Raw genomic sequence first — 24,396 nt, 5'->3', positions numbered from 1 at the left:
GGCAAGGTTGCGGACTGAGCTCATCACGCTGGCCCGATCCGCCACGCCGTCATTTGGTTCCGAAGATGCGGTCGCCGGCGTCGCCCAGCCCCGGCACGATGTAGCCGTGGTCGTTCAGGCCGCGGTCCACCGCCGGGGTGTAGATCGGCACGTCCGGGTGGTGGGCGTGGAAGTTGGCGATGCCTTCCGGGCACGCCACCAGACAGACGAAGCGGATGGAGCGCGGCGTCAGGCGCTTGAGCAGATCCACCGCCGCCACCGCCGAGTTGCCGGTGGCCAGCATCGGGTCGAGCACGATGACGTCGCGCTCCTCCATGCCGGACGGCATTTTGAAGTAATACTCCACCGGCTTGAGCGTGGCGGGGTCGCGGTACAGGCCGATGTGGCCGACGCGGGCGCTGGGCAGCACCTCCAGCATGCCGTCCAGGAAGCCGTTGCCGGCGCGCAGGATCGAGGCCAGCACCGTCTTCTTGCCGTCGATCATGCGGCCGGTGGTCGTCTCCAGCGGCGTTTCCACCTCGACCTCGTGCGTCGGCATGTCGCGCGTGACCTCATAGGCCAACAAGGCGCTGAGCTCGCGGATCAACTGCCGAAAGGTCTTGGTGCTGGTGTCCTTGCGACGCATCAGCGTCAGCTTGTGCTGCACCAGCGGGTGGTCGATCAAATGGACGCGTCGCAGGCTGCAGGGCTGGCTCATGGGGTGAAAGTATCCCACACCCTCTTCGTCGCCGGCGCGGCAGGCGACCTTAGACGCATGCGTTGGGCGCCCACTCGCGCCGCACCCGCCCCACGGCGTTGAGCACCAGCCGCTCGCCATCAGGATGCCCATGGACGCAGATCAGCCAAGCCCCAGCTTGAAACGCACCGCTGGCCAGATAAGCGCGCCCGTTGGGAAGGTAAAGCACGTAGCGGCCATCCGTCGCAACAAAGCGCAACCGGTGCGGCCGCGCAGCCTCGTTTTGCACGCGCAAAATCGCTTCGTCCTCCTGCCGGCGACCATCCCGGTTGCCATCGACGAAAATCAGCCAACCCGATGACCAATCGGTGGTTGGCGTGCAGCGTTGCCGATCGACGCTCGGGCAAAGGGTCACCGCTCGGTGACGCAGCAGCGCCGCAGAGCGCGCCAGCGCCAGATCGGTCTGCAAGATGGTGGCCACACGCTCCAGCCGCTGTCGGGCCAGCCAAGCCTGCCAGGCCGGCCACGCCCACGCCGCCAGCAGCGCCCACAACGCCAACGCCACCAGCACCGACACCCAACTCAAACCGTGCGAACGGCCGCACATGCCCATCGGCCCCTCCCTGTGTCGTTCGTCGCTTCGATGCGCGCGTTCATCGAGTCTAAACCCACCACCGAACGCGCCTTCGGCTACGATGGGATCCATGAAGTTGCGTATGCAAAATGCTGGACAGCCACCGCGCGCGGCACGGTTGTGCGCTGCGCACACGGGGGTAACGCTGATCGAAGCCCTGGTGGTGGTGGCCATCTTGGCCATCTTGGCCACCCTGGCCGCGCCCAACCTGCGCGACTTCATCACCCACCACCGCATCCAAACGACCGCCGAAGGCATGCGGTCAGCGTTGGCCTACGCCAAATTCGAGGCCATTCGCCGCAATCAGTCGGTCTATTTTTGCGTAACGCCGCCGAACGGATCCAGCGCTGGCAAGTGGGAAATCAAAACGCCTTCCAGTCCGCTCAATCCATTGCAGTTCACTGCGCTGCGCCAAGGCACGTGGTCATCGTCTTTGACCGTTGAAATCAATTCACAACGAACCCAAGCCTCCCCAGACGGCATCGCCAACGAACGTTGCGTGCAGTTTTTAGCCAATTCCCTGCCGAGGCCCGAGCCAAGCTCGGCTAAGGTTCTGATCGTAAAGGCCGGGGATCGAAGCTGTGGTATTGATGTGCAAAATACTATCATTCAATTAGACAACCCATGTCCCCAAAAACAACCGTAACAACTCGCTGCGGCACCAACCGTTCGGGCTGGCCCGCAAGTCAGCGCGGCGCCACGTTGATTGAAGTCATGGTCGCGGTGCTGGTGGTGGCGGTCGGCGTGGTCGGCATGGCCGCGTTGCAAGCGCAAACGCTGCGCAACGCGCAAAGCAGCGCTCAGCGCACCCAGGCCAGCGTGCTGGCGTATTCGATGTTCGAAACGATGCGCGCCACAATCGACGTGGACGCCGCGCGCGATGCGACCGCCATCTTGCAGGGATTCAACACCGCCAAAATCTGCTCGCTGCAAGACGCCGCCAACCTCAATACCATCTTGCGGCAATGGATCAAAAGCGTCAAAGAAACCATCGGCGATAAAAACGATCCCACCACCTGCGCGCAAATCAACTGCACGGGCCGCACCTGCACCATCAGCATATTCTGGAACGACGAGCGCGGCAGCGGCAAGCGCGGCACGTCCGACGCAGACGATCTACGCAACTTTCGTTACGTAGCCCAAGCCGTCTTTTGATCGTAAGGGTTCATCACGATGGCCAGCCTGATGTTGCCCCAATCCTTCCTGCCCCGGCGTCAGCGTGGCTTCTCGTTGCCGGAGCTTGCCGTTGCGCTGACGATCAGCTCGCTGATTTTGCTCGGGCTGGTGGGTTATTTTCTGGCTCAGCGTCAAACCTCTCAAGTCACGACGCGTTTGGCCGAACAGCAAGAAAGCCTGCGTGTGGCTTACGAATTGCTCGCGCGCGACATCCGGGAAGCGCGCTATCTTCCGTGCGGCGGCGCCGGTAACGCTCAACTGGTCAACGGCACGTTGCTGCAACGGGTGTGGCAAACGCCACTGGAAGTTCTGGCTCGCCCCGACAGCAACTTCCCCGCACCTTCTCTACCCACTCCGTTTGAAGCCTACGACACCAACGGCAGTGCGGCAATTCGCAGGGTGAAGGATACCGATGCTATCGTCGTGCGCTACGCCCGCACCGACTCGATCGTATCCGCAACACGCTCCGGCAATGTTTTAACCCTTGATCTTAGCGCCACCCCCTACAATCTCGCCAAGCTTAATCTCCCCAAGGTTGGCGATTCGGTGGTCGTTTGTAATTTTTGGAATACCGTACAAACCACTGTGACGGCAGTGGGCAGTGGCACCTTAACAGTGGCTGACCTCGGCAATCTTAACAGCCAAATCGATCGTGTCCGCATTGCCAAACTTGAGGAACGCTTGTGGTTCCTCGGAACAACCCCGGAAAATCTGGGAACCACAAACTGCAGTGATGGTAAAGGCAAGTGCTCGCTCTACAGCGTGGTGGCAGGGCAGTCAGCCCAGGAATATGTTTCGGGTGTTGAAGCGATCAAGCTTAGCCGCTGGTGCCATCAAAATGGCGACTTGGTTTTATGTCCTCCCAATGACAACACCAACCTCACTGCGGTTCGCTTTGACGCGCTGGATATCTTGAAACCGGTCTCTGGCGCCAGGGAAGCTCCGAGCACAACCGCGGCGCCCCCAGCCGTCAAGCTCACCAGTCAACCGATGATTGCTGTCCGCAACCCGCTATGAGCTCACTCGTCTCATTGCCCCGCGTCAAGATGCGCCTCGGCTTGGCGCCCCAGCCGCAACGGGGGGCCGCCTTGATCGTAGCGTTGATCATCCTGCTGATGCTGACGCTGATCGGCGCGGCCACGGTGCAAACAGCCATTATTCAGGAAAAGTTGGCGGGCTCCTCGGCCGATCGTCAGCGCACGTTTCAAGCCGCCGAATGGGCGTTGCGTTGGGCTGAACAGTGGGTTTGGAATAACGCCAACTCCATAGATGCGAATAACGTTATCGAAGCATGCGAGCCCGAAACCTCTATCAACGATTCCGCTCAGCCCGCCGGATTTACGTTGCGTTACTGCGCGGGGCGAGCCACCGCGGCGTCAACACCCTGTGGTCCGGCCAGCTCCAATCAACGCCGCTGTGACAGTTTTATCGTCACAGTGCTGGCGCAGCCAGATACCGGCGAAACGGCTGTCAAGCTGGAATCCATTTTGTTACTCGAACAACGGTGACTTTCGAAGGGAGTGCAGGCCTTATGAAAATTTCATGGCGTCGCTGGTCTGCGGTCACGCTCGGTTCATTTTTGTTGCATCACCACGCTTGGGCAGCGCTCAACATCCCGAATGTGCCCTTGCAATTGGTCAGCTCGGTCGATCCGAACGTGATGCTGCTGCTGGACGATTCGGGCTCGATGCAATTTGAAATCATGCCCGAAGAGGAAATTAGGCAGCAGACTTATTACCTCTATCCGCGCAACGACAACACCTACGGCGGCGCCGTTTACGCCAACCGTATCCCATCTTTCGCGGTCAACGCCAACAACCCTTACGGCGCGATCGTCCGCAGCCCCGCTTTCAACACCAACTATTACGACCCGTCGATCACCTATAAACCGTGGGTTCGACATGACGGCTCATCGTGGCCCAACGCCAACCCCGCTTGCGCGCCTAACAATCCGGCTCGCAACGACGCTGGCTGCCGCAACCTCACCCAGCAGCTCACCGAAAGCGCCACGTGGGTCTCGTGCCGAATGAGCAACCCGGCCACCAACACCACATCATGCTCGACAGCCAGTTCACTGACTTATTGGCCGGCAGTCTATTACCGCTACAATGGCGGCGATAAATGGTCACACACCTCTTACACCGCGGTCGAAATTCGACCCACCACCCCCTCCTACACTGGCGACGGCCGTGAGCGCCGCACCGATTGCGTCAACGGCGTCTGCACTTATCAGCAAGAAATTCAAAATTTCGCCAACTGGTATAGCTACTACCGCTCGCGGATTTTCGCCACCCGCGCTGGCACCGGCCGGGTGTTTGCGGCGCAAGGTCCCAACCTGCGGGTTGGTTTTGCCACCATCAACGCGCCTGCTCGTAACGTGGATGGCGTCAACTACAGCCACACCCAGATTCAAGGCGTTCGCCCGTTCACCGGAGACGATCGGCGTAACTTCTTCGACCTTTTGTATGGATGGAACATTCCTGCGGCAGCCACGCCATTGCGCCGCGCCTTGGATGCGGTAGGGCAATATTATTCCCGCACCGATAGCCGCGGGCCTTGGAGCACCACGCCGGGCGTCACTGGCGGCACGGACATCAGTTGCCGCCGCGCTTACACCATCTTGATGACCGACGGTTACTGGAACCAAGGGGAAGCGGATACTGCTGCAGCCCGCGCCGACAACGACAGCGCCAATGGCCCCACCCACACCGGCCCTGGCGGACGCAGCTTCACTTACACCGCACGCAGTCCGTTTCGCGACGGTCGCGCCAACACCTTGGCCGATGTGGCCATGTATTACTGGAAAAACGACCTTCGTCCGGATTTAACCAACAATGTGCCAACAGACGCCAAAAACCCGGCGTTCTGGCAACACATGGTCACCATGACCATCAGCTTGGGGTTGAGCGGCGCGCAAGTCTCCCCGGAAGCGGCGTTTCGCGCCATCCAAACGGGCGAGACGATCAACTGGCCTGACCCTAAAACGTCCGACAACTCCGGCGGCGCGGCCTATCCCGAACGACTCGACGATTTGCTGCATGCCGCCGTCAACGCGCGCGGTCTTTTCGTCAACGCGCAAAACCCCGATGAGCTGGAACGCGCCTTCCGCGAAGCCCTCACTGAAATCTCCAACCGCAACGCCTCCGGCACTGGCCTTGCGGCCAACGCGCGGCGCATTACTGGCAACACCTTGGTCTACCAAAGCCGGTTTGACTCGTCCAACTGGTCGGGCGATCTGGTCGCCTACAAAGTGACGGCCTCCGGCGTCCAAACGCTGCCCCAATGGAAAGCCTCGCAACAGCTGCCGGCACCATCTCAACGTAAAATTTTTACACGCAACTCGGCGGGCACAGGTATCCCGTTCTTGTGGGGCAGCCTTCTGCCGACGGAACGCACGGTCGTGGGCTCAGAAGATATTCTTAACTACATCCGCGGCGATCGCTCCAAAGAAGTCGCCAACGGCGGCACCCTGCGCAACCGCGGCGATCATCCACTGGCGGACTTTATCCATTCCGAACCGGTCTATCACGCCGCCAAAGACGTCGTCTATGTCGGCGGCAACGGCGGCATGCTGCACGCCTTTGACGGCAGCACCGGTCAAGAGCTTTTCGCTTACGTGCCGCGCGCGTTTTGGCCAGCGCTGCGCGATTTGACCAATCCCAATTACAGCCATCGTTATTATGTCGATGGCCATCTGCGCCTGACGACTTACAACGAGATCAAAGATAAAACCATGCTGATCGCAGCGGCAGGCCGGGGCGCGCGCGGCTTCTTCGCGCTGGACGTCAGCAACCCGCGCGGGTTTAACGCCAGCCATGTGGCTTGGGAAGCGCTGGATCCCAGCGACAACGACATGGGCCACGTGCTGGGCCCGTTTGCGGTGGCGCGACTTAAAAATGGGACCGCGGTAATCATCACCGGCAACGGCTACAACAGCCCCAACGGCAAAGCCGTGCTGTTCATCATCGATGCGCAAACGGGTGCGACGTTGCGCAAAATCGACACCGGTGTCGGCGGCGACAACGGCATGGGCCCGCCATCGCCGGTTGACGAAGATGGCGACGGCGTGGTTGATTATGTGTATGCCGGTGACCTCAAAGGCAACCTTTGGAAATTTGATTTGCGCAGCAACCTGCCCACGGCATGGGGCAACGCGATCGCCGGCAACCAGCCGCTGTTTACGGCACGCGATCCGTCCAATCAGCCGCAGCCGATCACTGCCGCACCCGCTTGGGCTGTGGCCCCTGCCTACACGGGCGCAGGGCTGCAAGGTCGTCGCATGGTTTTTGTGGCCACGGGCTCGTATTTCCGCTCGGAAGATCGCAGCGATACCCAAACGCAATCGATTTATGGGCTCATCGATGCCAACAGCAACATTCCCAACCGAGCCGCATTGCTTGCGCGCGGCGCGCCCAACGAAACCCTCGTGGATGGCAAGCCCGTTCGCTACTTCAACGACAGCTCTTACAGCGATTATTTCAACAGCAGCGGCGCCCTTGTTAAACAAGGCTGGGTGATCGACTTTACGACCAAGCCGGGGGAACGCTTCATCCTGCAGCCCGAGCTTGAAAACTCCGTGCGCATGGTGCTGAAAGCGTCGTCGCTGATCCCGAAAGAGGATCCGTGCGAGCCGGCGTTGTCGGGCTACGTCAACTATCTTGATCCTTTTGGTGGCGGCAGGCTGACGTTCGGGTTTGTGGATTTCAACCGCAGCCGCAATTTCGACGACGACAAGATCAACCTCGGCGGCGGACAGAGCGCCTACATCGGCGGCTATCAAACCATCGAAGCTGCCCTGGGCAGCAACCCCGTGTTCGCCACCGGAGGGCAACAAGAGCCTGGCAGCGGCGCCATCAGCAGCGGTTCCGACTTAGCTCCGCCGACGATCAGCCGAATTGCCCGCTGCGAGCAACTGGACGTGGGCGTGCAAGCCAACGGCCCCAACCTGCTGGTTCGCTCCTACAATTGCCGCAGCGCTTGGCGCGAAGTGCTCAATCAATAAAATCAATAAACCCTTCACGCCGTCTGGAGAAACGCCCCATGCTGCCTGGCCGCGCATCGAACAATCGTGGCTTTACCCTAGTGGAACTGATGATCGTGGTGGCGATCATCGGCATCCTGGCCGCGATCGCCTATCCCAATTATCAGGAGCACGTCCGCAGCACGCGGCGAGCGGCGGCTCAGGCGTGCCTGATGGAGTGGGCGCAGCTCATGGAGCGGCATCGGACCGCCACACTCACGTATGCCAATTCAGCTGCAACGCCAGCTTGCACCAACAGCAGTGAAAGCGGCCAGTTCTATGATTTCCGCTTTGATACTGACCAACCCACCGCGAGCACTTACACCCTGGTTGCCGTTCGAAAATCGCCTGGACCGCAAGCTCAAGATCGCTGCGGTGACCTGACGCTGAATCACATGGGTCAACGAAACATTCGAAACGCTCAACCAGGCGTCACGGTTACCGACTGCTGGCGTCAATAGCCCCTCATGTTCACCGGCCTCATCACCCACATCGGCCACATCGAGCGCGTGGAACCTATTGGCGCCGGCCCCGGCCACGGCGTGCGGCTGACCGTGCGGGCGGCGCCGGATTGGCTCGCCGGCGTGCAGCCGGGTGACAGCATCGCGATTCAGGGCGCGTGCATGACCGTGACGACGCTGGACGTCGCCGGCGGGCGCTTCACAGTGGACGTGTCGGCCGAGTCGCTGGCGCGCACTGCCGGGCTAAACCGGCCCGGCCCGGTCAACCTGGAGCAGGCGCTGCGCGCCACCGACCGGCTCGGCGGACACTTGGTCAGCGGGCACGTCGATGGCATCGGCACCGTGCGCTCGCTGCAGCCGGCGGGCGAATCATGGCGCTTGGAAGTGCTGGCGCCGCCAGCGCTGGCGCGCTACCTGGCCTACAAAGGATCCCTCACCGTCAACGGCGTGAGTCTGACCGTCAACCGGGTCGAAGACCTCCACGACGGCTGCGTGGCCACCATCAACCTGATCCCTCATACGATGGCCCATACGACGCTCGGACGCTTGGCGCCGGGCGATCCGGTCAACCTGGAAGTCGATATGATTGCGCGCTATGTCGAGCGCATGCTCTCGCTTGGCATGGGCGCGCCGCAGCCGCTGAGGGCTTGAACGGCCTCCGTCCGTCTGGAGGGGTTGTCCCGGGCGCTTGCCCTGTGGCGCCGGAGCCGACGCGCCTGTTCGATCGATCATGACCGACTGCACATCCCCGTCTGTTCCTCCCACGGCTGCTGAAGACGCCATGGCCCCGGTCGCCAGCGTGGAGGAGATCGTCGCCGAGCTGCGTGCCGGCCGCATGGTCATCCTCGTCGATGAGGAAGACCGCGAAAACGAGGGCGACTTGGTGCTGGCCGCCGACCACGTGACGCCGGAGGCGATCAACTTCATGGCCAAGTATGGCCGCGGGCTGATCTGCCTGACGCTGACGCGCCAGCGCTGCGAGCAGCTGCGGCTGCCGCCGATGGTGCCCCGCAACGGCACGCGCATGGGCACGGCGTTCACCGTCTCGATCGAAGCCGCCGAGGGGGTGACAACCGGGATTTCCGCCGCCGACCGCGCGCACACCATCCGCGTGGCGGTGGCGCCCGATGCCAAGCCGGAAGACCTGGTGCAGCCCGGGCACGTGTTCCCGCTGCAGGCGGTGGACGGCGGCGTGCTGATGCGCGCCGGCCACACCGAAGCCGGCTGTGACCTGGCGGCGATGGCTGGCTGCACGCCGGCGGCGGTGATCTGCGAGATCATGAACGACGACGGCACGATGGCGCGCCTGCCGGACCTGCAGCGCTTCGCGGCGCGGCACGGGCTCAAGATCGGCACCATCGCCGACCTGATCCAGCACCGCAGCCGCACCGAAAGCCTGGTGCAGCGCGTGGCCAGCCGCCCGCTGCTGACGGCGTTCGGCCCGTTCACCGCGCACGCCTACCGCGACCGCGTCGACGGCGGCGTGCACCTGGCGCTGGTGGTGGGCGCGTGGCGCCCCGAGGAGCCGATCCCGGTGCGCGTGCACGAGCCGCTGTCGGTGCTGGACGCGCTGGAGGTGGGCCGCCGGCTGCACAGCTGGAGCCTGGAGGCGAGCCTGCGCCACCTGCAGCAGGCCGGCCGCGGCGTGGCGGTGCTGCTCAACGCCGGCGAAAGCGCCGAGCAGCTGCTGGCGCAGTTTCAGGGTACGGCGCGCGCCTCGGCGGCGCTGGAGCGCGGGCGCATGGATCTGCGCACCTACGGCGTGGGCGCGCAGATCCTGCGCGACTGCGGCGTGCAGCGCATGCGGCTGCTGGGCACGCCGCGGCGCATGCCGAGCATGGCCGGTTACGGGCTGGAGGTGGTCGGCTTCGAACAACCCCCGACGACGGAGGGAACCCCGACATGATGGGAGCCCACAAGGGCGAAGGTGCGGCGCTGGACGGCCGCGGGCTGCGTATCGGCATCGTGCAGGCGCGCTTCAACCAGGGCATCACCGACGCGCTGGCCGCCGCCTGTCGCGCGGAGCTGGCCTCACTCGGCGTGGCCGACGGCGACGTGGTGCTGGAGCAGGTGCCTGGCGCGCTGGAGGTGCCGCTGGCGCTGCAGGCGCTGGCGGCCACCGAGCGCTTCGATGCGCTGATCGCGCTGGGCTGCGTCATCCGCGGCGAGACGTACCACTTCGAGCTGGTGTGCAACGAGTCCGCCGCCGGCATCACGCGCGTGGCGCTGGACCACCACATCCCGATCGCCAACGCCATCCTGACGGTGGAAAACCTCTCGCAGGCCGTGGCGCGGCAAGAGGAAAAGGCGCGCGACGCCGCGCGCGTGGCGGTGGAGATGGCGCACCTGCTGCGTCGCCACCCGCTGGACTGAAACGCCCGCCGGCGCGCCGCGGCCGCCGGCGCAGCTGGGGTCTCTGGGACAATACGGGCCATGGCCAAATCATCGGACAAGTCGGCCCGCACGCGCGCGCGTGAGTTCGCGCTGCAGGGCCTGTACCAGCATCTCGTCGGCCGCGGCGACCCCGCCGACATCGACGCCTTCACGCGCGGCCTGACCGGCTTTCACAAGGCCGACAGCGCCCATTACGACGCCCTGCTGCACGGCTGCATCGCCGAAGGCCCGCAGCTGGACGAGCGTCTGGCACCGCTGCTGGACCGGCCAGTGGCGGAGCTCTCCCCGGTGGAGCACGCGGCGCTGTGGATCGGCGCCTACGAGTTCCTGCACTGCCCGGACGTGCCGTGGCGCGTCGTCATCAACGAAAGCGTCGAGCTGGCCAAAGTTTTCGGTGGCACCGATGGCCACAAGTTCGTCAATGGCGTGCTCAATCGCTTGGCGCCGCTGGTGCGCGGCGAGGAGGTGTTGCGTGACCCCGCCCGCCGCCCCTGAGGTTGCCGCCGCGTTGCATCGCTGGAGGATGCGCATCTACTGGGAAGACACCGACGCCGGCGGCATCGTCTATTACGCCAACTACCTGAAGTTCTTCGAGCGCGCCCGCACCGAGTGGCTACGCCAGCTTGGTTTGCAGCAGCACGCGTTGCGCGAGGCCACCGGCGGCATGTTCGTCGTCAGCCAGGCGCAGGTGCGCTACCTCTGCCCGGCGCGACTGGACGATGAGCTGGAAGTGCAAACGCGCATCGCCACACTGGGCCGCGCCACGTTGGAACTGGAACAAACTGCGCACCGCCGGGATCCGCAAGGCTTGACGCCGCTGTGCGAAGGTCATGTGCGCCTCGGCTGGGTGCAAGGCGCCGAGCTGCGCCCGGCGCGCATCCCGCCTGCCGTCATGCACGCCCTGACCCCGATCGAATCCGCTTCGCCGACGCAACGCCGATGACGCACGATTTTTCGATCATCGAGCTGATGCTCAACGCCTCCTGGGTGGTGCAGGCGGTGGTGTTGCTGCTGGTGAGCGTCTCGGTCATGAGCTGGGCGGCGATCTTTCGCAAGCTGTTTGCGCTCAAGCGCGTGCGGCGGCTCACCGACGACTTTGAGCGCGAATTTTGGTCGGGCGGCAACCTGCAGGATCTGTATCACGCCGCGCTGCACCGCGCTCGCGAAGGCAGCCCGATGGAGCGCATTTTTGCCAGCGGCATGCGCGAATTTGTCAAGTTGCGCGAGCGGCGCATCCACCAACCCGATGCGCTGCTGGATGGCGCCCGCCGCGCGATGCGCGCCGCCTACCAGCGCGAGCTCGACGCGCTGGAGGTCAACCTGTCGTTCCTCGGCTCGGTGGGCTCGGTGTCGCCCTACGTCGGCCTGTTCGGCACCGTGTGGGGCATCATGCACGCGTTCACCGGCCTAGGCGGCATGGCGCAGGTGACGTTGGCCACCGTCGCCCCAGCGATTGCCGAGGCCCTGGTGGCCACCGCCATCGGGCTGTTCGCCGCCATCCCGGCGGTGGTGGCTTACAACCGCTTTGCGCACGACATCGACCGCCTGGCCAACCGGCTGGAGACCTTTATCGAAGAATTCTCCAACATCCTGCATCGCCACGCTGGCGGCCACTGAGGCCCGCCCGCCGACGAAGGAGTCGCGCCGATGCCTGCCATCGCCCCCAGAGGAAACGGACGCCGCGCGATCACCGAGATCAACATGGTGCCGTTCATCGACGTCATGTTGGTGTTGCTGATCATCTTCATGGTCACCGCCCCGCTGATCGTGCCGGGGCAAGTGGAGCTGCCCAGCGTCGGGACGGCGGCGCGCCAGCCGGAGCGCTTCGTGCACGTTAGCGTGGCGCGCGATGGCGCCCTGCGCGTGCGCGACAGCGCCCAAGGCGGCGAGGGCGAGCCGGTCAGCCTGCGCGAGCTGCCCGCGCGCGTGCGCGCTTTGCTAGGCCCTCCCGCCGACGGCGCGCCTGCGGTGCCGGTGGTGATCAGCGCCGACCGACGCGCCACCTACGAGCACGTGATGCAGGCGATGGATGCGTTGCAACGCGCCGGCATCGCCCGCGTGGGGCTGGCGGTGCGGCAAGACAGCGCCCGCTAGCGCTGCGAGGGGCCAGCCATGCACGCCACCGCCGACGAGCAGGACTTCACCCCCCCGCCGCCGCGCTGGGACGCGCGCGCCTGGCTGCTGGCGTTGGGCGCGCACGCCCTGCTGATCGCTGCGCTGGCCTGGGGCATCGGGTGGCAGCACGACGTGCCGGTGGTGGCCAGCGCCGAGCTGTGGGCCAGCGTGCCGAAGGTGGCTGCGCCGCGCGCCGCGGAGCCGCCGCCGGATCCACCTGCGCCCATCCCGCCGACGTCGCCGCGCCTCGCCCCACCCCCGCCCGCAGCAACGCAAGCACGGCCTGCTGACATTGCTGTGCAGCGCCAGCGCGAGGAGCAGCGTCGCCGCGAAGAAGAAGCGCGTCGGCTGGCGCAGGAACGCGCCGAGCGCCAAAAGGCCGAGCAGGAGCGCCAAGCCCGGCTGCAAGCTGAGCGCGAGCGCCAGGCGCGCGAGCATGCCGCCCGGGAACAGGCCGCGCGCGAAAAAGCCGCCCGCGAAGCGCAACAGCGCGAGCGCGAGCTGCAAGCGCAACTGGAGGCCGAGCGCCGACGCAACCTGGAGCGCATCCTCGGTCAGGCCGCCGCCAGTGGCGGCACGCAGGCGCGCGGCGCCGACGCGCACGATGCGGGTCCGTCGGCCAGCTACGCCGGGCGGGTGGTGGCCGCGATCCGGCCCAACATCATCTTCACCGACAGCGTGCCTGGCAACCCGCGCGCGGAGGTGGAGGTGCGCACACTGCCGGACGGCACGATTCTAAGCAGCCGCCTGCTGCGCAGCAGCGGCCACCGGGCCTGGGACGACGCCGTGCTGCGCGCGATCGAGCGCACCGGCCGCCTGCCGCGCGACGAGAACGGCCGCGTGCCCAGCACGTTGATTTTGGGGTTTCGACCCCAGGAATAGGGGTCTGCACCCACGCTCTGCATCCCGAACAACTTCATGATCGATCGCCACGCCTTGCGCCAGCGGGTGCTTGCCCAGTTGCATGAACAAGGTTTTTCGTTGCAGGACGGGCGGCTGCGATGGAGCGGCTCGGTGCGCAACAAAGCGCAACTGCGCGCCTTTCACCAGCTGGCGTGCCAGCACCAAATCGAGCGCGCCCGCAAGGCTTTGGAGCGTCACGAGCCGCAACTGCTGGCGCACATTGCCAACGGCGCCGAGATCGACCCTGCCCGCATCGCGCCGCGCCTCATCGAAGTCCAGCCCCAGACGTCGCACGAACAACTCTTTCGTTACGCCCGGCTGCACTGGAGCATTCCGGTTTCGGCGGGGTACGGAAGGCGCCTGCGCTTTTTGATCTGGGACGACGGGCACGACCGGCTGATGGGCATTTTGGGTTTGGCCGATCCCGTCTTTGCGCTGGGCAGCCGCGACGCCTGGATCGGATGGACAACGCCGCAGCGCCGCGCACGTCTGGGCAACGTCATGGACGCTTTCGTGCTGGGCGCCGTGCCGCCCTACACCCATTTGCTCGGCGGCAAATTGGCGGCGCTGGCAGCCGCCAGCAACGAAGTGCGTCACGCGTTTGAGCGCCGCTACGCCCAGCGCATCACGCTGATCGCCAACCGTCAAACCGGGCCGCTGGCGCTGATCACCACCACCTCGGCGCTGGGGCGGTCGTCAATTTACAACCGGCTGACTTTTCAAGGCCAGCGGCTTTTTCATTCGGCGGGTTACACCCGCGGCTCAGGCGATTTTCCTTTTATCAACGGCGCCTACCACGATCTGCTGCAGCTGGTGGCCGAAGAAAGCGCCGCCACAGCCAAGCACATTCACTGGGGAACGGGCTTTCGCAACCGGCGCGAAGTCGTGCTCAAAGCTTTGGGGTTGCTAGGTCTGCCGCGCGATCTCATTTATCATGGCATTGCCCGCGAGGTGTTTGTCGTGCCGCTTGCATCCAACACCCAAGCCTTTTTGCGTGGGGAGGAACAACAGCTTCAGCATTACGACCGCCCCTTTGCCACGCTGGCTGCGTATTGGAAGCAGCGTTGGGCGCTACCGCGAGCGCAACGCGATCCTCGATACCGAAGTTTTGTGCGCGAAAGTTGGCGGCTGTGGAACCCAGCTCCGTAAACCCATCCAGTCCTTTCGTCGGATTGCCCGCGGCTCTGGTCGAGGAGGTGCTGAATCGCACCACACACGTGGCCCAAGGCTTGCTGGGTTCCTTTTCACGTGCCAAGGAACAGCGCACCGAGTTGCGCCGTCAACTCTGTGAAGCCAAGCTGTTATGGCACCGATCTGAACTTGGCCCTGCGCCGTTTCCGACCGTTTGCGCCACCGACGGCTCGTATGCGATCGAGCGGTTGCTGACCACCGACCTGGTGGCCGCCGCTGCCGTGGCGGTGGAGGGGCTGACACCCCCCAGCGAAACCCGGTATTGGGCCCAGCCGCATCATCACGTTTACGTTCAAGCCGAACCGCACCACGAAGCCACCGCCACCATCCTGCGCGCCATGATGCTGGGGCAAGAGCTGCAACTGGCCCGATGCGCTCCCCATGATTTGGTGCTGCTGGACGGCACGTTGACGCTGCCCATCATTTACTTCAATCAGGCGCTCAACGCCGCTCCACGCGCGCCGCAGCTCCACACCGGGCAAACCTTTTTGGCAGGAGCCGAGCAATATCTTCACGCTTACCGTGAACTGCTGACGCTGACGCGCAACGACAAGCAAATCGTTGCCATGCCTAAGTATTCAACGCGCCGCGAAATCGGTCAACTCCTTGGCTGGCCCGATCAGCAAGACGACCGCGGCTTGCTCAGCGCCGTGTTGCACCCCGGCGAGCTCACGCGTCCGCTACCGCTCCAAGCGCCGGAGCAGCCATGGCACTTCAGCACAGCAGCCCTGCCGCAGCCTTTGCGCGGCGCGATCGACCGGTTGGCGCAGGACGTGACGGCAGCCCTCAACCGGGTACACGTGTTTTATTACAAGCCCCAAACTTGGCTGCCCGCCCTGCGCATCGAAGTGGCCGAAAGCGTGGCTCGCTCGCGTGAGCGAATGGCCATAGTCGTGCAAGGGCTCGATATGCAATGCGCCACCCCCGCGATGCTGGAGCCCTACCCTAATTTTTTGGCCGACCGCATGGTTAAAGCACTGGCCAAAGCGCTGCCCGCGTTTCGACAGGTGGCCACACACCACATCGCCGAGCGGTTTGAAGGCGACGTCGAGGAAGTTTTTTTCGCTATGCACGGCTATCGTTCCGATTCAGGGAGAAAGTAAATGCCCCTTACGCTTGAAACCATGCTGGCCCAAACCGAACGTCTCGGTGTAGTGGGCTCGCCATCCTCTACCACCCATCTGGCCATGGATGTGCTGGGCTGCGCTGTGGGCCGCAAACTGGTTGGCGAGCTGGCGATTTTTCAGTTTCTTCAAGATGGCGCGCCGCATTTTGCGCTTGGACAAATCACGGAAGTTCAATTGCGCAACATCTGGCATGAAGACCCCACCATGCGCAGCTTGGTTCGACAGCGAGGACGCGTCGAAGCGGTCAGCGAGCGCCAGGACACCCACCTCGGCCAAATGGTGCTATCGGCCGTCTTCAAAGCAGGGGTCAAACATTATGAACCCAGCATTCTCGGCACGGTGCCGTCCACCGGGACCACCATCCATGTGGTGACCGACGAGGTGCTCCAAGAGCTGCTGCAGCCTTATCAAGACCAAATCTTTTACCTTGGCCATGTGTATGGATCGACCCCCAAACTACCGCTCTGGTTCAAGCACTTCGGCCGCGGCCCAGACGGGGCAGGCGAAGCCTACCATATCGGCATTTTTGGCAAAACCGGATCAGGCAAATCCGTTCTGGCCAAAATGATCCTTACCGCTTACGCCCGCTATCCTCAAATGGCGTTGCTGGTCATCGATCCGCAAGGCGAATTTGCGCGCGACATGAAGCCCGGCGCTGGCAGCGGCGCCTTCGCACTGCCGCTGGGCGACGTCATGAGAAAGTTGGGCAAGAAGCCCGTGGTGTTAACCGTGCGCAACCTTGTATTGGATCGCTGGGAGCTGTTTGAAAAAATTCTCTATGAGTCCAAGTTTTTTGAACGCCTCACGATGCCCAAAGGAGAAAACCGCGAGGCCGCCTGCTCGATTTTGTCCGAGAAGCTGCAAAAAGCCAAGATTAAGCTTACAGATTTACATAAAAGAGCATCGTTTGATCAAGCCTGGAACTTACTTCAGGACGAAAAAATTCAAAAGGTTTTCTATCGCAGCGAAGCCAGTCGGAACCGCTTTCAAGATGCAATTGCCGAATCCAATATCGAAGAGTTTTACCGCGAATACTGGAGTCCGGCAGCCGAGCTGTTTCGCGAGGATCGCCCCCAGGCCCGCAGCGTCGAACGCGCTTTACAGTGGCTGCTGTCGCCAGAGAATCATCAGCGTTCCGTCTTGGTCATTGATCTTTCCAAAGAACAAGGCTCAGGCCTTCTATGGAATGACCGAATTCAGTCCCTGGTGATCAAACGACTTCTCGAAGGCCTCACCCAGATTGCTGAAAATTTTTATAAAAACGATCAGTATCTCAACACTTTGGTCGTGATCGATGAGGCGCACCGCCTGGCCCCGCGTGAATTGCCGCGCGAAGACGAGGCGGCGCATCAAGTCCGTTCGGCGCTTATTGACGCGGTTCGCACCACCCGAAAGTATGGATTAGGGTGGCTTTTCATCAGTCAAACGCTATCCAGCCTCCATTCAGAAATCCTGCAACAGTTTCGTATTTTCTTTTTCGGCTTTGGCCTTGGTCTTGGGCAGGAATTTCAAGCGCTGCGACAATTGGTCGGATCCTCAGGCCCCTCCTTGGATCTTTATCAGTTGTTTCGTGACCCGCATTCTGCATTTGACATCAGCAGCCGACAATACAGCTTCATGACCGTCGGCCCGGTCAGCCCGTTATCATTCTCGGGCACGCCATTGTTTCTCAACGCCTTCAATCGAAAAGAGGATTTTCTCGCCGCCAACGGGTTGATGTAACGCGAGACTGAAACGATCTGCGGCGCCTTCCTTGGGTTCATTGGCTCCAACGACTCAGGCCGTAGAAAGGGGCGAAACCGAGCCGACCGTGTCGTCAGCCCTTGGCGGGGGTCAGGCGTAAACCACTTCGACCCGCCCTTCGTGCGCCAGCGCGCGCCAGGCCGCGAGCGCTTCATCGGTCGGGTAGAAGCGCGCGCGGTCGTCGAGCTCCAGCTCGACGCGCGTGGTGGGTAACCAGCGCCAGATGCGCACCGCAAGCCCCCGAGTGAACTCGCCCTCCTCGGCCACCACGCGCCGCGGAGGATGGGCCTGCACGATGGCGGCGATGTCCGGCACGGCCTCGCCCGCGTGCACGACGCGCAGGTGCTGGCCGAAGCGGCAGCGCGCCGCCGGCAGGTCCCACAGCTGCTGCACGCGCAGCCGCAGGCCGCCGGAGAAGCGATCCGGCTGTGCCGTCACCTGCGCGATGACGAGCTCGTCGTCCTTCAGCAGCGCGCGGTGCGCCTGGATCAGCGCCTCGTCGGCGCTGGCTTCCAGCACCGCCGTCTTGTCGTCGAGCGTGAAGATGGCAACCTTGCCGCGCTGGCCGTTGACGATGCGCAGCTCGCCGACGATGCCGGCGACGATGAACGGGTCACGGCTGTCCTGCACGTCCGCCAGCCGCACCTTGGCGAAGCGGCGCACCTCGGCCTCGGCGGCGTCGAACAGGTGGCCGGAGAGGTAAAAGCCCAGCGCCGCCTTCTCGTGCGCCAGGCGCTCGCGCACGCTCCACGGCTCGGCGGCCACCAGCGGCGGCTCCGCCCCGCTGGCGTCGGGGCTGGCCTCGCCGAGCAGGTCGAAGAGCCCGGCCTGCGCGGCGTGCGCCTCCTGCGTGGCGGCCCACTCGAACGCCTGGTCGAGCGAGGCCAGCAGCGCGGCGCGGTTCGGCTCGAGGGCGTCGAACGCACCGGCCTTGATGAGCGCCTCGACGGTGCGCTTGTTGACCTTGCCGCGGTCGACGCGGGCGCAGAAGTCGTAGAGGCTCTCGAACGGCCCGGCCTTGGCGGCACGCACCCCGGCGCCGCGCCCGGCGCGGGCGGCGACGATGGCCTCGATGGCCTGCTGGCCGGTGCCCTTGACCGCGCCGAGCCCGTAGCGGATGCGGCGGTCGTCCACCGGCTCGAAGCGCCAGGTGCCGGTGTTGACGTCCGGCGGCTCGAAGGCGATGCCGAACGTGCGCGCGTCGTCGACGAGCACCTTGAGCTTGTCGGTGTCGTCGATCTCGATCGTCATGTTGGCGCAGAAGAACTCGGCCGTGTAGTGGACCTTCAGCCACGCCGTGTGGTAGGCCAGCAGCGAGTAGGCCGCCGCATGCGACTTGTTGAAGCCGTAGCCGGCGAACTTCTCCATCAGGTCGAAAATCTCGTCGGCCTTGGCCTGGTCGATGCCGTTTTTGGCCGCGCCCTCGCGGAAGATCGCGCGGTGCTTGGCCATCTCCTCGGGCTTTTTCTTGCCCATGGCGCGGCGCAGCAGGTCGGCGCCGCCGAGCGTGTAGCCGCCCAGCACCTGCGCCACCTGCATCACCTGCTCCTGATAGACCATGATGCCGTAGGTCTCGGCCAGCACCGGCTCCACCAGCGGGTGCGGGTACTCCACCGGCTCGCGCCCGTGCTTGCGCGCGATGAAGCTGGGAATCAGATCCATCGGCCCCGGGCGGTAGAGCGCATTGAGCGCGATCAGATCCTCCAACCGCGTGGGCCGCGCGTCGCGCAGCATCGCCTGCATGCCGCGCGATTCGAACTGGAACACCGCCTCGGTGCGGCCCTGCTGGAACAGCTCGAAGGTGGCGGGGTCGTCCAGCGGGATGCGCTCGAACGCGAAGTCGCGCTGGTCCGGGTGGCGCGCGACGATGAACTCCTTGGCCAGCTCCAGGATCGTCAGCGTCGCCAGGCCCAGGAAGTCGAACTTGACTAGGCCCACCGCCTCGACGTCGTCCTTGTCGTATTGACTCACGGCGGCGTCGCTGCCGGGCTGCTGGTAGAGCGGACAGAAGTCGGTGAGCCTCCCGGGCGCGATCAGCACGCCGCCAGCGTGCATGCCGACGTTGCGCGTCAGGCCCTCGAGCTTTTGCGCCAGCTCGATCAGCTGGCGCACCTCTTCCTCCTTCTGCACGCGCTCCGCGAGCAGCGGCTCCATCTCCAGCGCGTAGTGGTTTTTGTCGCCTTCGGGTTTGGGGTTCGGCGGATAGCGCAGCGTGACGCTCAAGCCCGGCTTGTTCGGCACCAGCTTGGAGATGCCGTCGCAGAAGCCGTAGGCGAAGTCCAGCACGCGGCCGACGTCGCGGATCGCGGCGCGCGCGGCCATGGTGCCGAAGGTGGCGATCTGGCTGACCGCGTCGCGCCCATATTTGCCCTTGACGTATTCGATGACGCGGTCGCGGTTTTCCTGGCAGAAGTCGATGTCGAAGTCCGGCATCGACACCCGCTCGGGGTTGAGAAAGCGCTCGAACAGCAGGTTGTAGCGCAGCGGGTCGAGGTCGGTGATCTTGAGCGCATACGCCACCAGCGACCCGGCGCCGGAGCCGCGCCCCGGCCCGACCGGGCAGCCGTGCGTCTTGGCCCACTGAATGAAGTCCGACACGATCAGGAAGTAGCCCGGAAAGCCCATCTTGACGATGGTGTCGAGCTCGAAGTCCAGCCGCTGCAGGTAGCGCGGGCGCTGGCGGTCGCGTTCGGCCTCGTCCGGGTAGAGCTGCGCCAGGCGCTCCTCCAGCCCCTGGCGCGCGACGTGGCGGAAGTACGCCTCGGTGTCGAGCTGGCGGCCGTCCACCGGCGGGATCGGGAAATCCGGCAGGCGCGGCTTGCCCAGCGTCAGCGTCAGGTTGCAGCGCTGCGCGACGGCCACCGCGTTGGCCAGCGCCGCCGGCACGTCCGCAAACAGCGCCTGCATCTCGGCGGCGGACTTGAAGTACTGCTCACGGGTGAAGCGGCGCACGCGGCGCGGGTTGGCCAGGATCTCGCCTTCGGCGATGCAGACGCGCGCCTCGTGGGCGTCGAAGTCCTGCGGCGCCAGGAACTGGATCGGGTGCGTGGCCACCACCGGCAGGCCGAGCCGCGCCGCCAGCGGCACCGCCGCCTGCACGTGGCGCTCGTCGTCCACTCGGCCGGCGCGTTGCAGCTCGAGGTAGAAGCGGCGCGGGAAGGTCTGCGCCAGCAGGCGCGCCAGCGCCTCGGCGCGTGCCTCGTCGCCAGCCAGCAGCGCCTGGCCGACCGGCCCCGCCGCCGCCCCGCACAGCAGGATCAGGCCCTCCTGCAGCTCTTGCAACCATGGCCACTGCACGCGCGCCTGCTCGCGCACCACGCCGCGCGTCCAGGCGCGCGTGAGCAGCTCGCACAGGTTCAGATAGCCGCGGTGGCTCTGCACCAGCAGCAGCACGCGCGGCAGCGCGCCGCCCGGCGCTGCTGCGCCGTCGGCCCCCGGCAGACCGGCCAGCCAGACTTCCGCACCCAGAATCGGCTTGACGCCAGCGGCGCGCGCAGCCTTGTAAAACTTGATCGCGCCAAACAGGTTGGCCAAATCGGTCAGCGCCAGCGCCGGCTGGCCGTCGGCTGCCGCGCGGGCCACAGCCTCATCAACCCGAGTGGTGCCATCAACGATCGAGAACTCGCTGTGCAGGCGCAGGTGGACGAACATGCGCCCGCATTGTAGGCGGGCCCCTGCGCGCGGGCCGCCCCGGCAAGGCCGCAGTCAGCGCGCCCAGCGCGCGGCCACCTCGGCGATGCGCTGGCCGAAGCGGCGCGCGGTCTCCAGGTCGCCCGGCAGCATCTCGGCGGGGCTGGCGTCCGCCGGGGTGCTGGCCATCGCGCCGGCGGAGGAGCCGACGTAGTTGACGTCGTTGCGCTGCGCGGCCTTGGTGTTGGACGGCATCATGCCGGTGCCGACCCACACGCCGCCGTGCTGCATCGCCAGCGTGAACAGGTAGTGCAGCGTGGAGAGCTTGTCGCCGTTCATCGTCGCGCTGTTGGTGAAGCCGGCGAACAGCTTGTCCTTCCACGCCTGCGCGAACCAGCGCTTGCTGGAGGCGTCGGCGAACTTCTTGAACTGCCAGCTGACGCCGCCCATGTAGGTCGGGCTGCCCATGACGATGGCGTCGGCGGCGTCGAGCCGCTCCCAGCCGCCTTCGGGCAGGTTGCCGTCGGCATCGATGGCCAGCAGCTGCGCGCCGGCGCCTTCGGCGACCGCCTGCGCCATGCGCTGGGTGTGACCGTAGCCGGAGTGATAAACAACGACGATGTCGGGCATGGGATGACTCCTCGAGGGGTGGGTTGAGGGACGAGACGGAAAGGACGGCGCGTCACGGCGCCAGGTCGAACGCGAGCGCCTCGGCATCAAAGCCGTCGGCCAGCGCTAGGCGCGACCCGTCGTGCACCAGCGCGGCGTCGCCGGGGCCGAGCGCCACGTCGTTGACCGTGAAGCGGCCACGCGCCACGTGCGCACAGGCCAGCCGGCCCGGCGCCAGCGTGCGCTCAGCCCACTGGGCGCTGTCCAGCCGCACCGGCAGCAGCGTCGCATCGGCGTAGCCGCGTTCGTGCGCGGGTCGGACGGTGATCATCGGCGGGTGTCGGGTCAGGGTGACCATGCCCGCACTTTAGACGCCAAGGCCACGTTTTTGTTGCAATCCGAAGCGGCGCCAGCGTGCAAAAATCTTGAAGACTGACCCGATGACCACCCCGCCCGACCCGACCCCGGACGCCGCGCTCGGCCCGGCGCAGCTGGCGTGGCTGTCCGCCATCGCACGCCAAGGGAGCCTGAGCGCCGCCGCGCGCGAGCTCGACCTCGTGCCGAGCGCCCTGAGCTACCGCCTGCGCCGGCTGGAGGAGGCGCTGGACGTGCTGCTGTTCGACCGCCGCGGCGGCCGCGCGCGCCCGACCCCGGCGTGCGAGGAGCTGCTGCGCGGCGGCGCGGAGCTGCTGCAGGAATGGCAGGCGCTGGCGCAGCGCGTGCGGCGCATCGCCACCGGCTGGGAAGCCGAGCTGACGCTGGCCGCCGACGCCGTCATCTGCCCGCGCACGCTTCTGGATCTGTGCGAGCGCTTCGACGCCCTGGGCGCACCGACGCGGCTGCGGCTGCGCAGCGAGACGCTGTCGGGCACGCTGCAGGCGCTGCAGGCCGGCCGCGCCGACCTGGCGCTGGGCGTGCAGCTGGAGCTGGCCGGCCGCGGGGATGTGGCCACCGCGACGCTGGGCGACGTCGCGTTCGTGTTCGTCGTCGCGCCACGGCACCCGCTGGCGCGCGCGCCGCAGCCGCTGACGCCGGCGCAGATCCGCGCGCACCGCATCGTCGCGGTGGCCGACAGCGGCGCCGGCGGGGGCTTGAGCGTCGGCATCCTGCCGGGGCAGGACGTGCTGACCGTGCCGACGATGGAGATGAAGCTGGCGGCGCAGCTGCGCGGGCTCGGCTGCGGCTGGCTGCCGCAGCCGCTGGTGCAGCCGCACCTGGATGCCGGGCGGCTGGTGGCGTGCGCCACGACGCTGCCGCCGCGCCTCAGCCGCGTCGGCTACGCCTGGCGCCAGCGTGCGGCGGGCATGGGGCGGGCGCTGACGTGGTGGCTGCAGCAGCTCGGCGACGAACGCACGCGCGCCGCGCTGCTGCGGCGCCGCGCGGACGCGCCGGACGGTCTGGTAGATTGACGCCCATGCCGCGCTCGACCTCCCCGCCCAGCCATCTGCCGCGCCCGCAACGCCGCCGCCCACGCCCCGCCGAGGCCCCCTCCGCTGCCGCGCGCGCGGCGCGCGTGGCGGTGGTCGGCGCCGGCATGGCCGGCCTGACAGCCGCGCGCACGCTGGCGCGCGCGGGGCTGGAGGTGACGCTGCTGGACAAGAGCCGCGGCCCCGGCGGGCGCATGGCCACGCGCCACACCGAGGCCGGCCGCTTCGACCACGGGGCGCAGTTCTTCACCGTGCGCGACGCCCGCTTCGAGCGCGCGCTGCAGGCCACCCAGGCGCCGGTGGCGCCGTGGCGCGCCACCTTCGTGCGCGTGCTGAGCGCCGACGGACGCCTGACCGGCGCGCTGCCGCCGGACGGCGAGACGCGCTGGGTGCCGGTGCCGGGCATGAACGCGCTGCCGAAGGCGTGGGTGGCGCAGTGGCTGGCCGACCACCCCGGCGCGCGCGCACACTGGAACGCGCCGGTGCAGGCGCTGCGCCGCGAGCGCGACGGCTGGCGCCTGCAACTGGCCGACGGCGACGGCACCACCCCTGCCCCGGCCGGCCCGTTCGACGCCGTGCTGCTGGCGCTGCCGCACCCGCAGGCGCTGGCGCTGCTGACGGCAAGCGCCCTCGCCGCCGACTGGCAGGCGCGCCTGCGCGAGGAAGTCGCAGTGGCGCCGTGCTGGACGCTGATGGCGGCCTGGCCGCACCGCGCAGGGCCGCTCGGGCCGGCGTGGGACGCGGCGCGCTGCCTGCACCCTCGGCTGGCGTGGGTGGCGCGCGAGCCCTCCAAGCCGCAGCGCGGCGGCCCCGAGCGCTGGGTCGCACAGGCCAGCCCGGCGTGGTCGGCCGAGCATCTGGAGGACGACGCCGCGCGCGTGGCCGACCAGCTGCGGCGCGCGCTGGCCGAGGTCACCGGCATCCGCGCCGAGCCGGCGCTGGCGGTGGCGCACCGCTGGCGCTACGCGCAGACGCAGCGCTCGCTCGGCGAGCCGTTCCTGTGGGATGCCTCGGCGGGGCTGGGCGTGTGCGGCGACTGGTGCCTGGGCCACCGCGTCGAGCACGCCTTCCTCTCCGGGCTGGAGTTGGCGCTGGCGGTGGCCGCCGCGCGCTGACCGCGCCGCTTGACTCAGACCCAAGCCCCCTTGGTAGATGGCGTCGATCATGCGCACACTCCTTCAGCGGCAGCGCCGCAGCCAGCACCTGCGCCGACGATTCGAAGTCGAAGCCGCTCAGCTGCAGCAGGTTGCCCAGCACCCGCAGCACCTTCCACGCCGGGCGCGTCTGCCC

23 protein-coding genes and 1 pseudogene are annotated in these 24,396 nt (G+C 66.0%); 19 read left to right on the top strand and 5 right to left on the bottom strand.

Going from position 1 to position 24,396, the window contains the following annotated elements; genetic code table 11:
* Positions 1-49: 49 nt before the first annotated feature.
* Together upp and Talka_RS10345 are read right to left on the bottom strand one after the other, a co-directional pair.
* The gene (gene upp, locus Talka_RS10350) at positions 50-697 is read right to left on the bottom strand and encodes a uracil phosphoribosyltransferase (RefSeq protein ID WP_246100657.1); all 648 of its coding nucleotides are present in this window, start codon (positions 695-697) and stop codon (positions 50-52) included.
* A gap of 49 nt (positions 698-746) precedes the next feature.
* The gene (locus Talka_RS10345; RefSeq protein WP_185970134.1) at positions 747-1,289 is read right to left on the bottom strand and encodes a GspH/FimT family protein; all 543 of its coding nucleotides are present in this window, start codon (positions 1,287-1,289) and stop codon (positions 747-749) included.
* A gap of 91 nt (positions 1,290-1,380) precedes the next feature.
* On the opposite strand from Talka_RS10345, the gene Talka_RS10340 reads away from it, so the two are divergent.
* The 17 genes and pseudogenes from Talka_RS10340 (at position 1,381) to Talka_RS10260 (ending at position 17,419) form a co-directional block, all read left to right on the top strand.
* Positions 1,381-1,956 carry a GspH/FimT family pseudopilin gene (locus tag Talka_RS10340; protein WP_185970133.1) on the top strand — a complete coding sequence of 192 codons (576 nt, stop codon included), beginning with the start codon at positions 1,381-1,383 and terminating at the stop codon, positions 1,954-1,956.
* Entirely contained in the window at positions 1,935-2,465 is a 531-nt protein-coding gene (gene pilV / locus Talka_RS10335) for a type IV pilus modification protein PilV (RefSeq protein WP_143891244.1), read from the top strand. The genes Talka_RS10340 and pilV overlap by 22 nt, the downstream gene beginning before the upstream one ends.
* A gap of 18 nt (positions 2,466-2,483) precedes the next feature.
* On the top strand, positions 2,484-3,503 hold the full coding sequence (locus Talka_RS10330) for a PilW family protein (RefSeq protein WP_143891243.1): 1,020 nt from the start codon (positions 2,484-2,486) through the stop codon (positions 3,501-3,503).
* A complete protein-coding gene (locus Talka_RS10325) occupies positions 3,500-3,994 on the top strand; it encodes a pilus assembly PilX family protein (protein ID WP_143891242.1) in 495 nt (164 codons plus the stop codon). Before Talka_RS10330 ends, Talka_RS10325 begins: the two co-directional genes overlap by 4 nt.
* Before the next feature lie 23 nt (positions 3,995-4,017).
* On the top strand, positions 4,018-7,488 hold the full coding sequence (locus tag Talka_RS10320; protein ID WP_143891241.1) for a pilus assembly protein: 3,471 nt from the start codon (positions 4,018-4,020) through the stop codon (positions 7,486-7,488).
* A 38-nt stretch (positions 7,489-7,526) separates the two neighbouring features.
* Entirely contained in the window at positions 7,527-7,967 is a 441-nt protein-coding gene (locus Talka_RS10315; RefSeq protein ID WP_143891240.1) for a type IV pilin protein, read from the top strand.
* A 6-nt stretch (positions 7,968-7,973) separates the two neighbouring features.
* Positions 7,974-8,618, top strand: a complete 645-nt coding sequence (locus tag Talka_RS10310) for a riboflavin synthase (RefSeq protein ID WP_143891239.1) — start codon at positions 7,974-7,976, stop codon at positions 8,616-8,618.
* A gap of 130 nt (positions 8,619-8,748) precedes the next feature.
* Positions 8,749-9,873 carry a bifunctional 3,4-dihydroxy-2-butanone-4-phosphate synthase/GTP cyclohydrolase II gene (gene ribBA, locus Talka_RS10305; RefSeq protein ID WP_143891238.1) on the top strand — a complete coding sequence of 375 codons (1,125 nt, stop codon included), beginning with the start codon at positions 8,749-8,751 and terminating at the stop codon, positions 9,871-9,873.
* Positions 9,870-10,340 (top strand): 6,7-dimethyl-8-ribityllumazine synthase, encoded by a 471-nt coding sequence (gene ribH / locus Talka_RS10300; protein WP_143891237.1) that lies wholly within the window; start codon positions 9,870-9,872, stop codon positions 10,338-10,340. Before ribBA ends, ribH begins: the two co-directional genes overlap by 4 nt.
* Before the next feature lie 36 nt (positions 10,341-10,376).
* Positions 10,377-10,856 (top strand): annotated as a pseudogene (gene nusB / locus Talka_RS10295) (transcription antitermination factor NusB); the annotation flags it as partial.
* Between the two features lie 28 nt (positions 10,857-10,884).
* A complete protein-coding gene (ybgC, locus tag Talka_RS10290) occupies positions 10,885-11,304 on the top strand; it encodes a tol-pal system-associated acyl-CoA thioesterase (RefSeq protein ID WP_143891295.1) in 420 nt (139 codons plus the stop codon).
* Positions 11,301-11,978, top strand: a complete 678-nt coding sequence (gene tolQ / locus Talka_RS10285; protein ID WP_143891235.1) for a protein TolQ — start codon at positions 11,301-11,303, stop codon at positions 11,976-11,978. Before ybgC ends, tolQ begins: the two co-directional genes overlap by 4 nt.
* 30 nt (positions 11,979-12,008) lie before the next feature.
* A complete protein-coding gene (locus Talka_RS10280) occupies positions 12,009-12,455 on the top strand; it encodes an ExbD/TolR family protein (RefSeq protein WP_143891234.1) in 447 nt (148 codons plus the stop codon).
* Positions 12,456-12,473: 18 nt separating this feature from the next.
* The gene (gene tolA, locus Talka_RS10275) at positions 12,474-13,358 is read left to right on the top strand and encodes a cell envelope integrity protein TolA (RefSeq protein ID WP_143891233.1); all 885 of its coding nucleotides are present in this window, start codon (positions 12,474-12,476) and stop codon (positions 13,356-13,358) included.
* A gap of 36 nt (positions 13,359-13,394) precedes the next feature.
* Entirely contained in the window at positions 13,395-14,528 is a 1,134-nt protein-coding gene (locus Talka_RS10270) for a Druantia anti-phage system protein DruA (RefSeq protein WP_221933884.1), read from the top strand.
* Positions 14,444-15,673 (top strand): DNA double-strand break repair nuclease NurA, encoded by a 1,230-nt coding sequence (locus Talka_RS10265; RefSeq protein ID WP_221933883.1) that lies wholly within the window; start codon positions 14,444-14,446, stop codon positions 15,671-15,673. Before Talka_RS10270 ends, Talka_RS10265 begins: the two co-directional genes overlap by 85 nt.
* Before the next feature lie 21 nt (positions 15,674-15,694).
* On the top strand, positions 15,695-17,419 hold the full coding sequence (locus Talka_RS10260; RefSeq protein ID WP_221933882.1) for an ATP-binding protein: 1,725 nt from the start codon (positions 15,695-15,697) through the stop codon (positions 17,417-17,419).
* 111 nt (positions 17,420-17,530) lie between these two features.
* Here Talka_RS10260 and dnaE read toward each other — a convergent pair whose 3' ends face one another.
* Genes dnaE through Talka_RS10245 form a run of 3 tightly spaced genes read right to left on the bottom strand, consistent with a single transcriptional unit; the run spans position 17,531 to position 22,037 of the window.
* Positions 17,531-21,091, bottom strand: coding sequence for a DNA polymerase III subunit alpha (dnaE, locus tag Talka_RS10255; RefSeq protein ID WP_143891231.1), 3,561 nt, complete (start codon positions 21,089-21,091; stop codon positions 17,531-17,533).
* 54 nt (positions 21,092-21,145) lie between these two features.
* A complete protein-coding gene (locus tag Talka_RS10250; protein WP_143891230.1) occupies positions 21,146-21,700 on the bottom strand; it encodes a flavodoxin family protein in 555 nt (184 codons plus the stop codon).
* Positions 21,701-21,752: 52 nt separating this feature from the next.
* On the bottom strand, positions 21,753-22,037 hold the full coding sequence (locus Talka_RS10245) for a pirin family protein (RefSeq protein ID WP_143891229.1): 285 nt from the start codon (positions 22,035-22,037) through the stop codon (positions 21,753-21,755).
* An 82-nt stretch (positions 22,038-22,119) separates the two neighbouring features.
* On the opposite strand from Talka_RS10245, the gene Talka_RS10240 reads away from it, so the two are divergent.
* Both Talka_RS10240 and Talka_RS10235 read left to right on the top strand, forming a co-directional pair.
* On the top strand, positions 22,120-23,088 hold the full coding sequence (locus Talka_RS10240) for a LysR family transcriptional regulator (protein ID WP_143891228.1): 969 nt from the start codon (positions 22,120-22,122) through the stop codon (positions 23,086-23,088).
* Between the two features lie 5 nt (positions 23,089-23,093).
* Positions 23,094-24,221, top strand: a complete 1,128-nt coding sequence (locus Talka_RS10235) for an NAD(P)/FAD-dependent oxidoreductase (RefSeq protein ID WP_143891227.1) — start codon at positions 23,094-23,096, stop codon at positions 24,219-24,221.
* The last annotated feature ends 175 nt before the right edge of the window (positions 24,222-24,396 follow it).

The organism is Tepidimonas alkaliphilus (assembly GCF_007556595.1).
Lineage (GTDB): Bacteria > Pseudomonadota > Gammaproteobacteria > Burkholderiales > Burkholderiaceae_C > Tepidimonas > Tepidimonas alkaliphila.
The sequence above is the reverse complement of the archived record's forward strand: the minus strand, read 5'-3'. Positions and strand labels throughout refer to the sequence as shown.

Coding starts and splice junctions, on each gene's coding strand:
- upp (WP_246100657.1), bottom strand. CDS start 697: ATGAGCCAGCCCTGCAGCCTGCGACGCGTCCATTTGATCGACCACCCG.
- Talka_RS10345 (WP_185970134.1), bottom strand. CDS start 1,289: ATGGGCATGTGCGGCCGTTCGCACGGTTTGAGTTGGGTGTCGGTGCTG.
- Talka_RS10340 (WP_185970133.1), top strand. CDS start 1,381: ATGAAGTTGCGTATGCAAAATGCTGGACAGCCACCGCGCGCGGCACGG.
- pilV (WP_143891244.1), top strand. CDS start 1,935: ATGTCCCCAAAAACAACCGTAACAACTCGCTGCGGCACCAACCGTTCG.
- Talka_RS10330 (WP_143891243.1), top strand. CDS start 2,484: ATGGCCAGCCTGATGTTGCCCCAATCCTTCCTGCCCCGGCGTCAGCGT.
- Talka_RS10325 (WP_143891242.1), top strand. CDS start 3,500: ATGAGCTCACTCGTCTCATTGCCCCGCGTCAAGATGCGCCTCGGCTTG.
- Talka_RS10320 (WP_143891241.1), top strand. CDS start 4,018: ATGAAAATTTCATGGCGTCGCTGGTCTGCGGTCACGCTCGGTTCATTT.
- Talka_RS10315 (WP_143891240.1), top strand. CDS start 7,527: ATGCTGCCTGGCCGCGCATCGAACAATCGTGGCTTTACCCTAGTGGAA.
- Talka_RS10310 (WP_143891239.1), top strand. CDS start 7,974: ATGTTCACCGGCCTCATCACCCACATCGGCCACATCGAGCGCGTGGAA.
- ribBA (WP_143891238.1), top strand. CDS start 8,749: ATGGCCCCGGTCGCCAGCGTGGAGGAGATCGTCGCCGAGCTGCGTGCC.
- ribH (WP_143891237.1), top strand. CDS start 9,870: ATGATGGGAGCCCACAAGGGCGAAGGTGCGGCGCTGGACGGCCGCGGG.
- ybgC (WP_143891295.1), top strand. CDS start 10,885: ATGCGCATCTACTGGGAAGACACCGACGCCGGCGGCATCGTCTATTAC.
- tolQ (WP_143891235.1), top strand. CDS start 11,301: ATGACGCACGATTTTTCGATCATCGAGCTGATGCTCAACGCCTCCTGG.
- Talka_RS10280 (WP_143891234.1), top strand. CDS start 12,009: ATGCCTGCCATCGCCCCCAGAGGAAACGGACGCCGCGCGATCACCGAG.
- tolA (WP_143891233.1), top strand. CDS start 12,474: ATGCACGCCACCGCCGACGAGCAGGACTTCACCCCCCCGCCGCCGCGC.
- Talka_RS10270 (WP_221933884.1), top strand. CDS start 13,395: ATGATCGATCGCCACGCCTTGCGCCAGCGGGTGCTTGCCCAGTTGCAT.
- Talka_RS10260 (WP_221933882.1), top strand. CDS start 15,695: ATGCTGGCCCAAACCGAACGTCTCGGTGTAGTGGGCTCGCCATCCTCT.
- dnaE (WP_143891231.1), bottom strand. CDS start 21,091: ATGTTCGTCCACCTGCGCCTGCACAGCGAGTTCTCGATCGTTGATGGC.
- Talka_RS10250 (WP_143891230.1), bottom strand. CDS start 21,700: ATGCCCGACATCGTCGTTGTTTATCACTCCGGCTACGGTCACACCCAG.
- Talka_RS10245 (WP_143891229.1), bottom strand. CDS start 22,037: ATGGTCACCCTGACCCGACACCCGCCGATGATCACCGTCCGACCCGCG.
- Talka_RS10240 (WP_143891228.1), top strand. CDS start 22,120: ATGACCACCCCGCCCGACCCGACCCCGGACGCCGCGCTCGGCCCGGCG.
- Talka_RS10235 (WP_143891227.1), top strand. CDS start 23,094: ATGCCGCGCTCGACCTCCCCGCCCAGCCATCTGCCGCGCCCGCAACGC.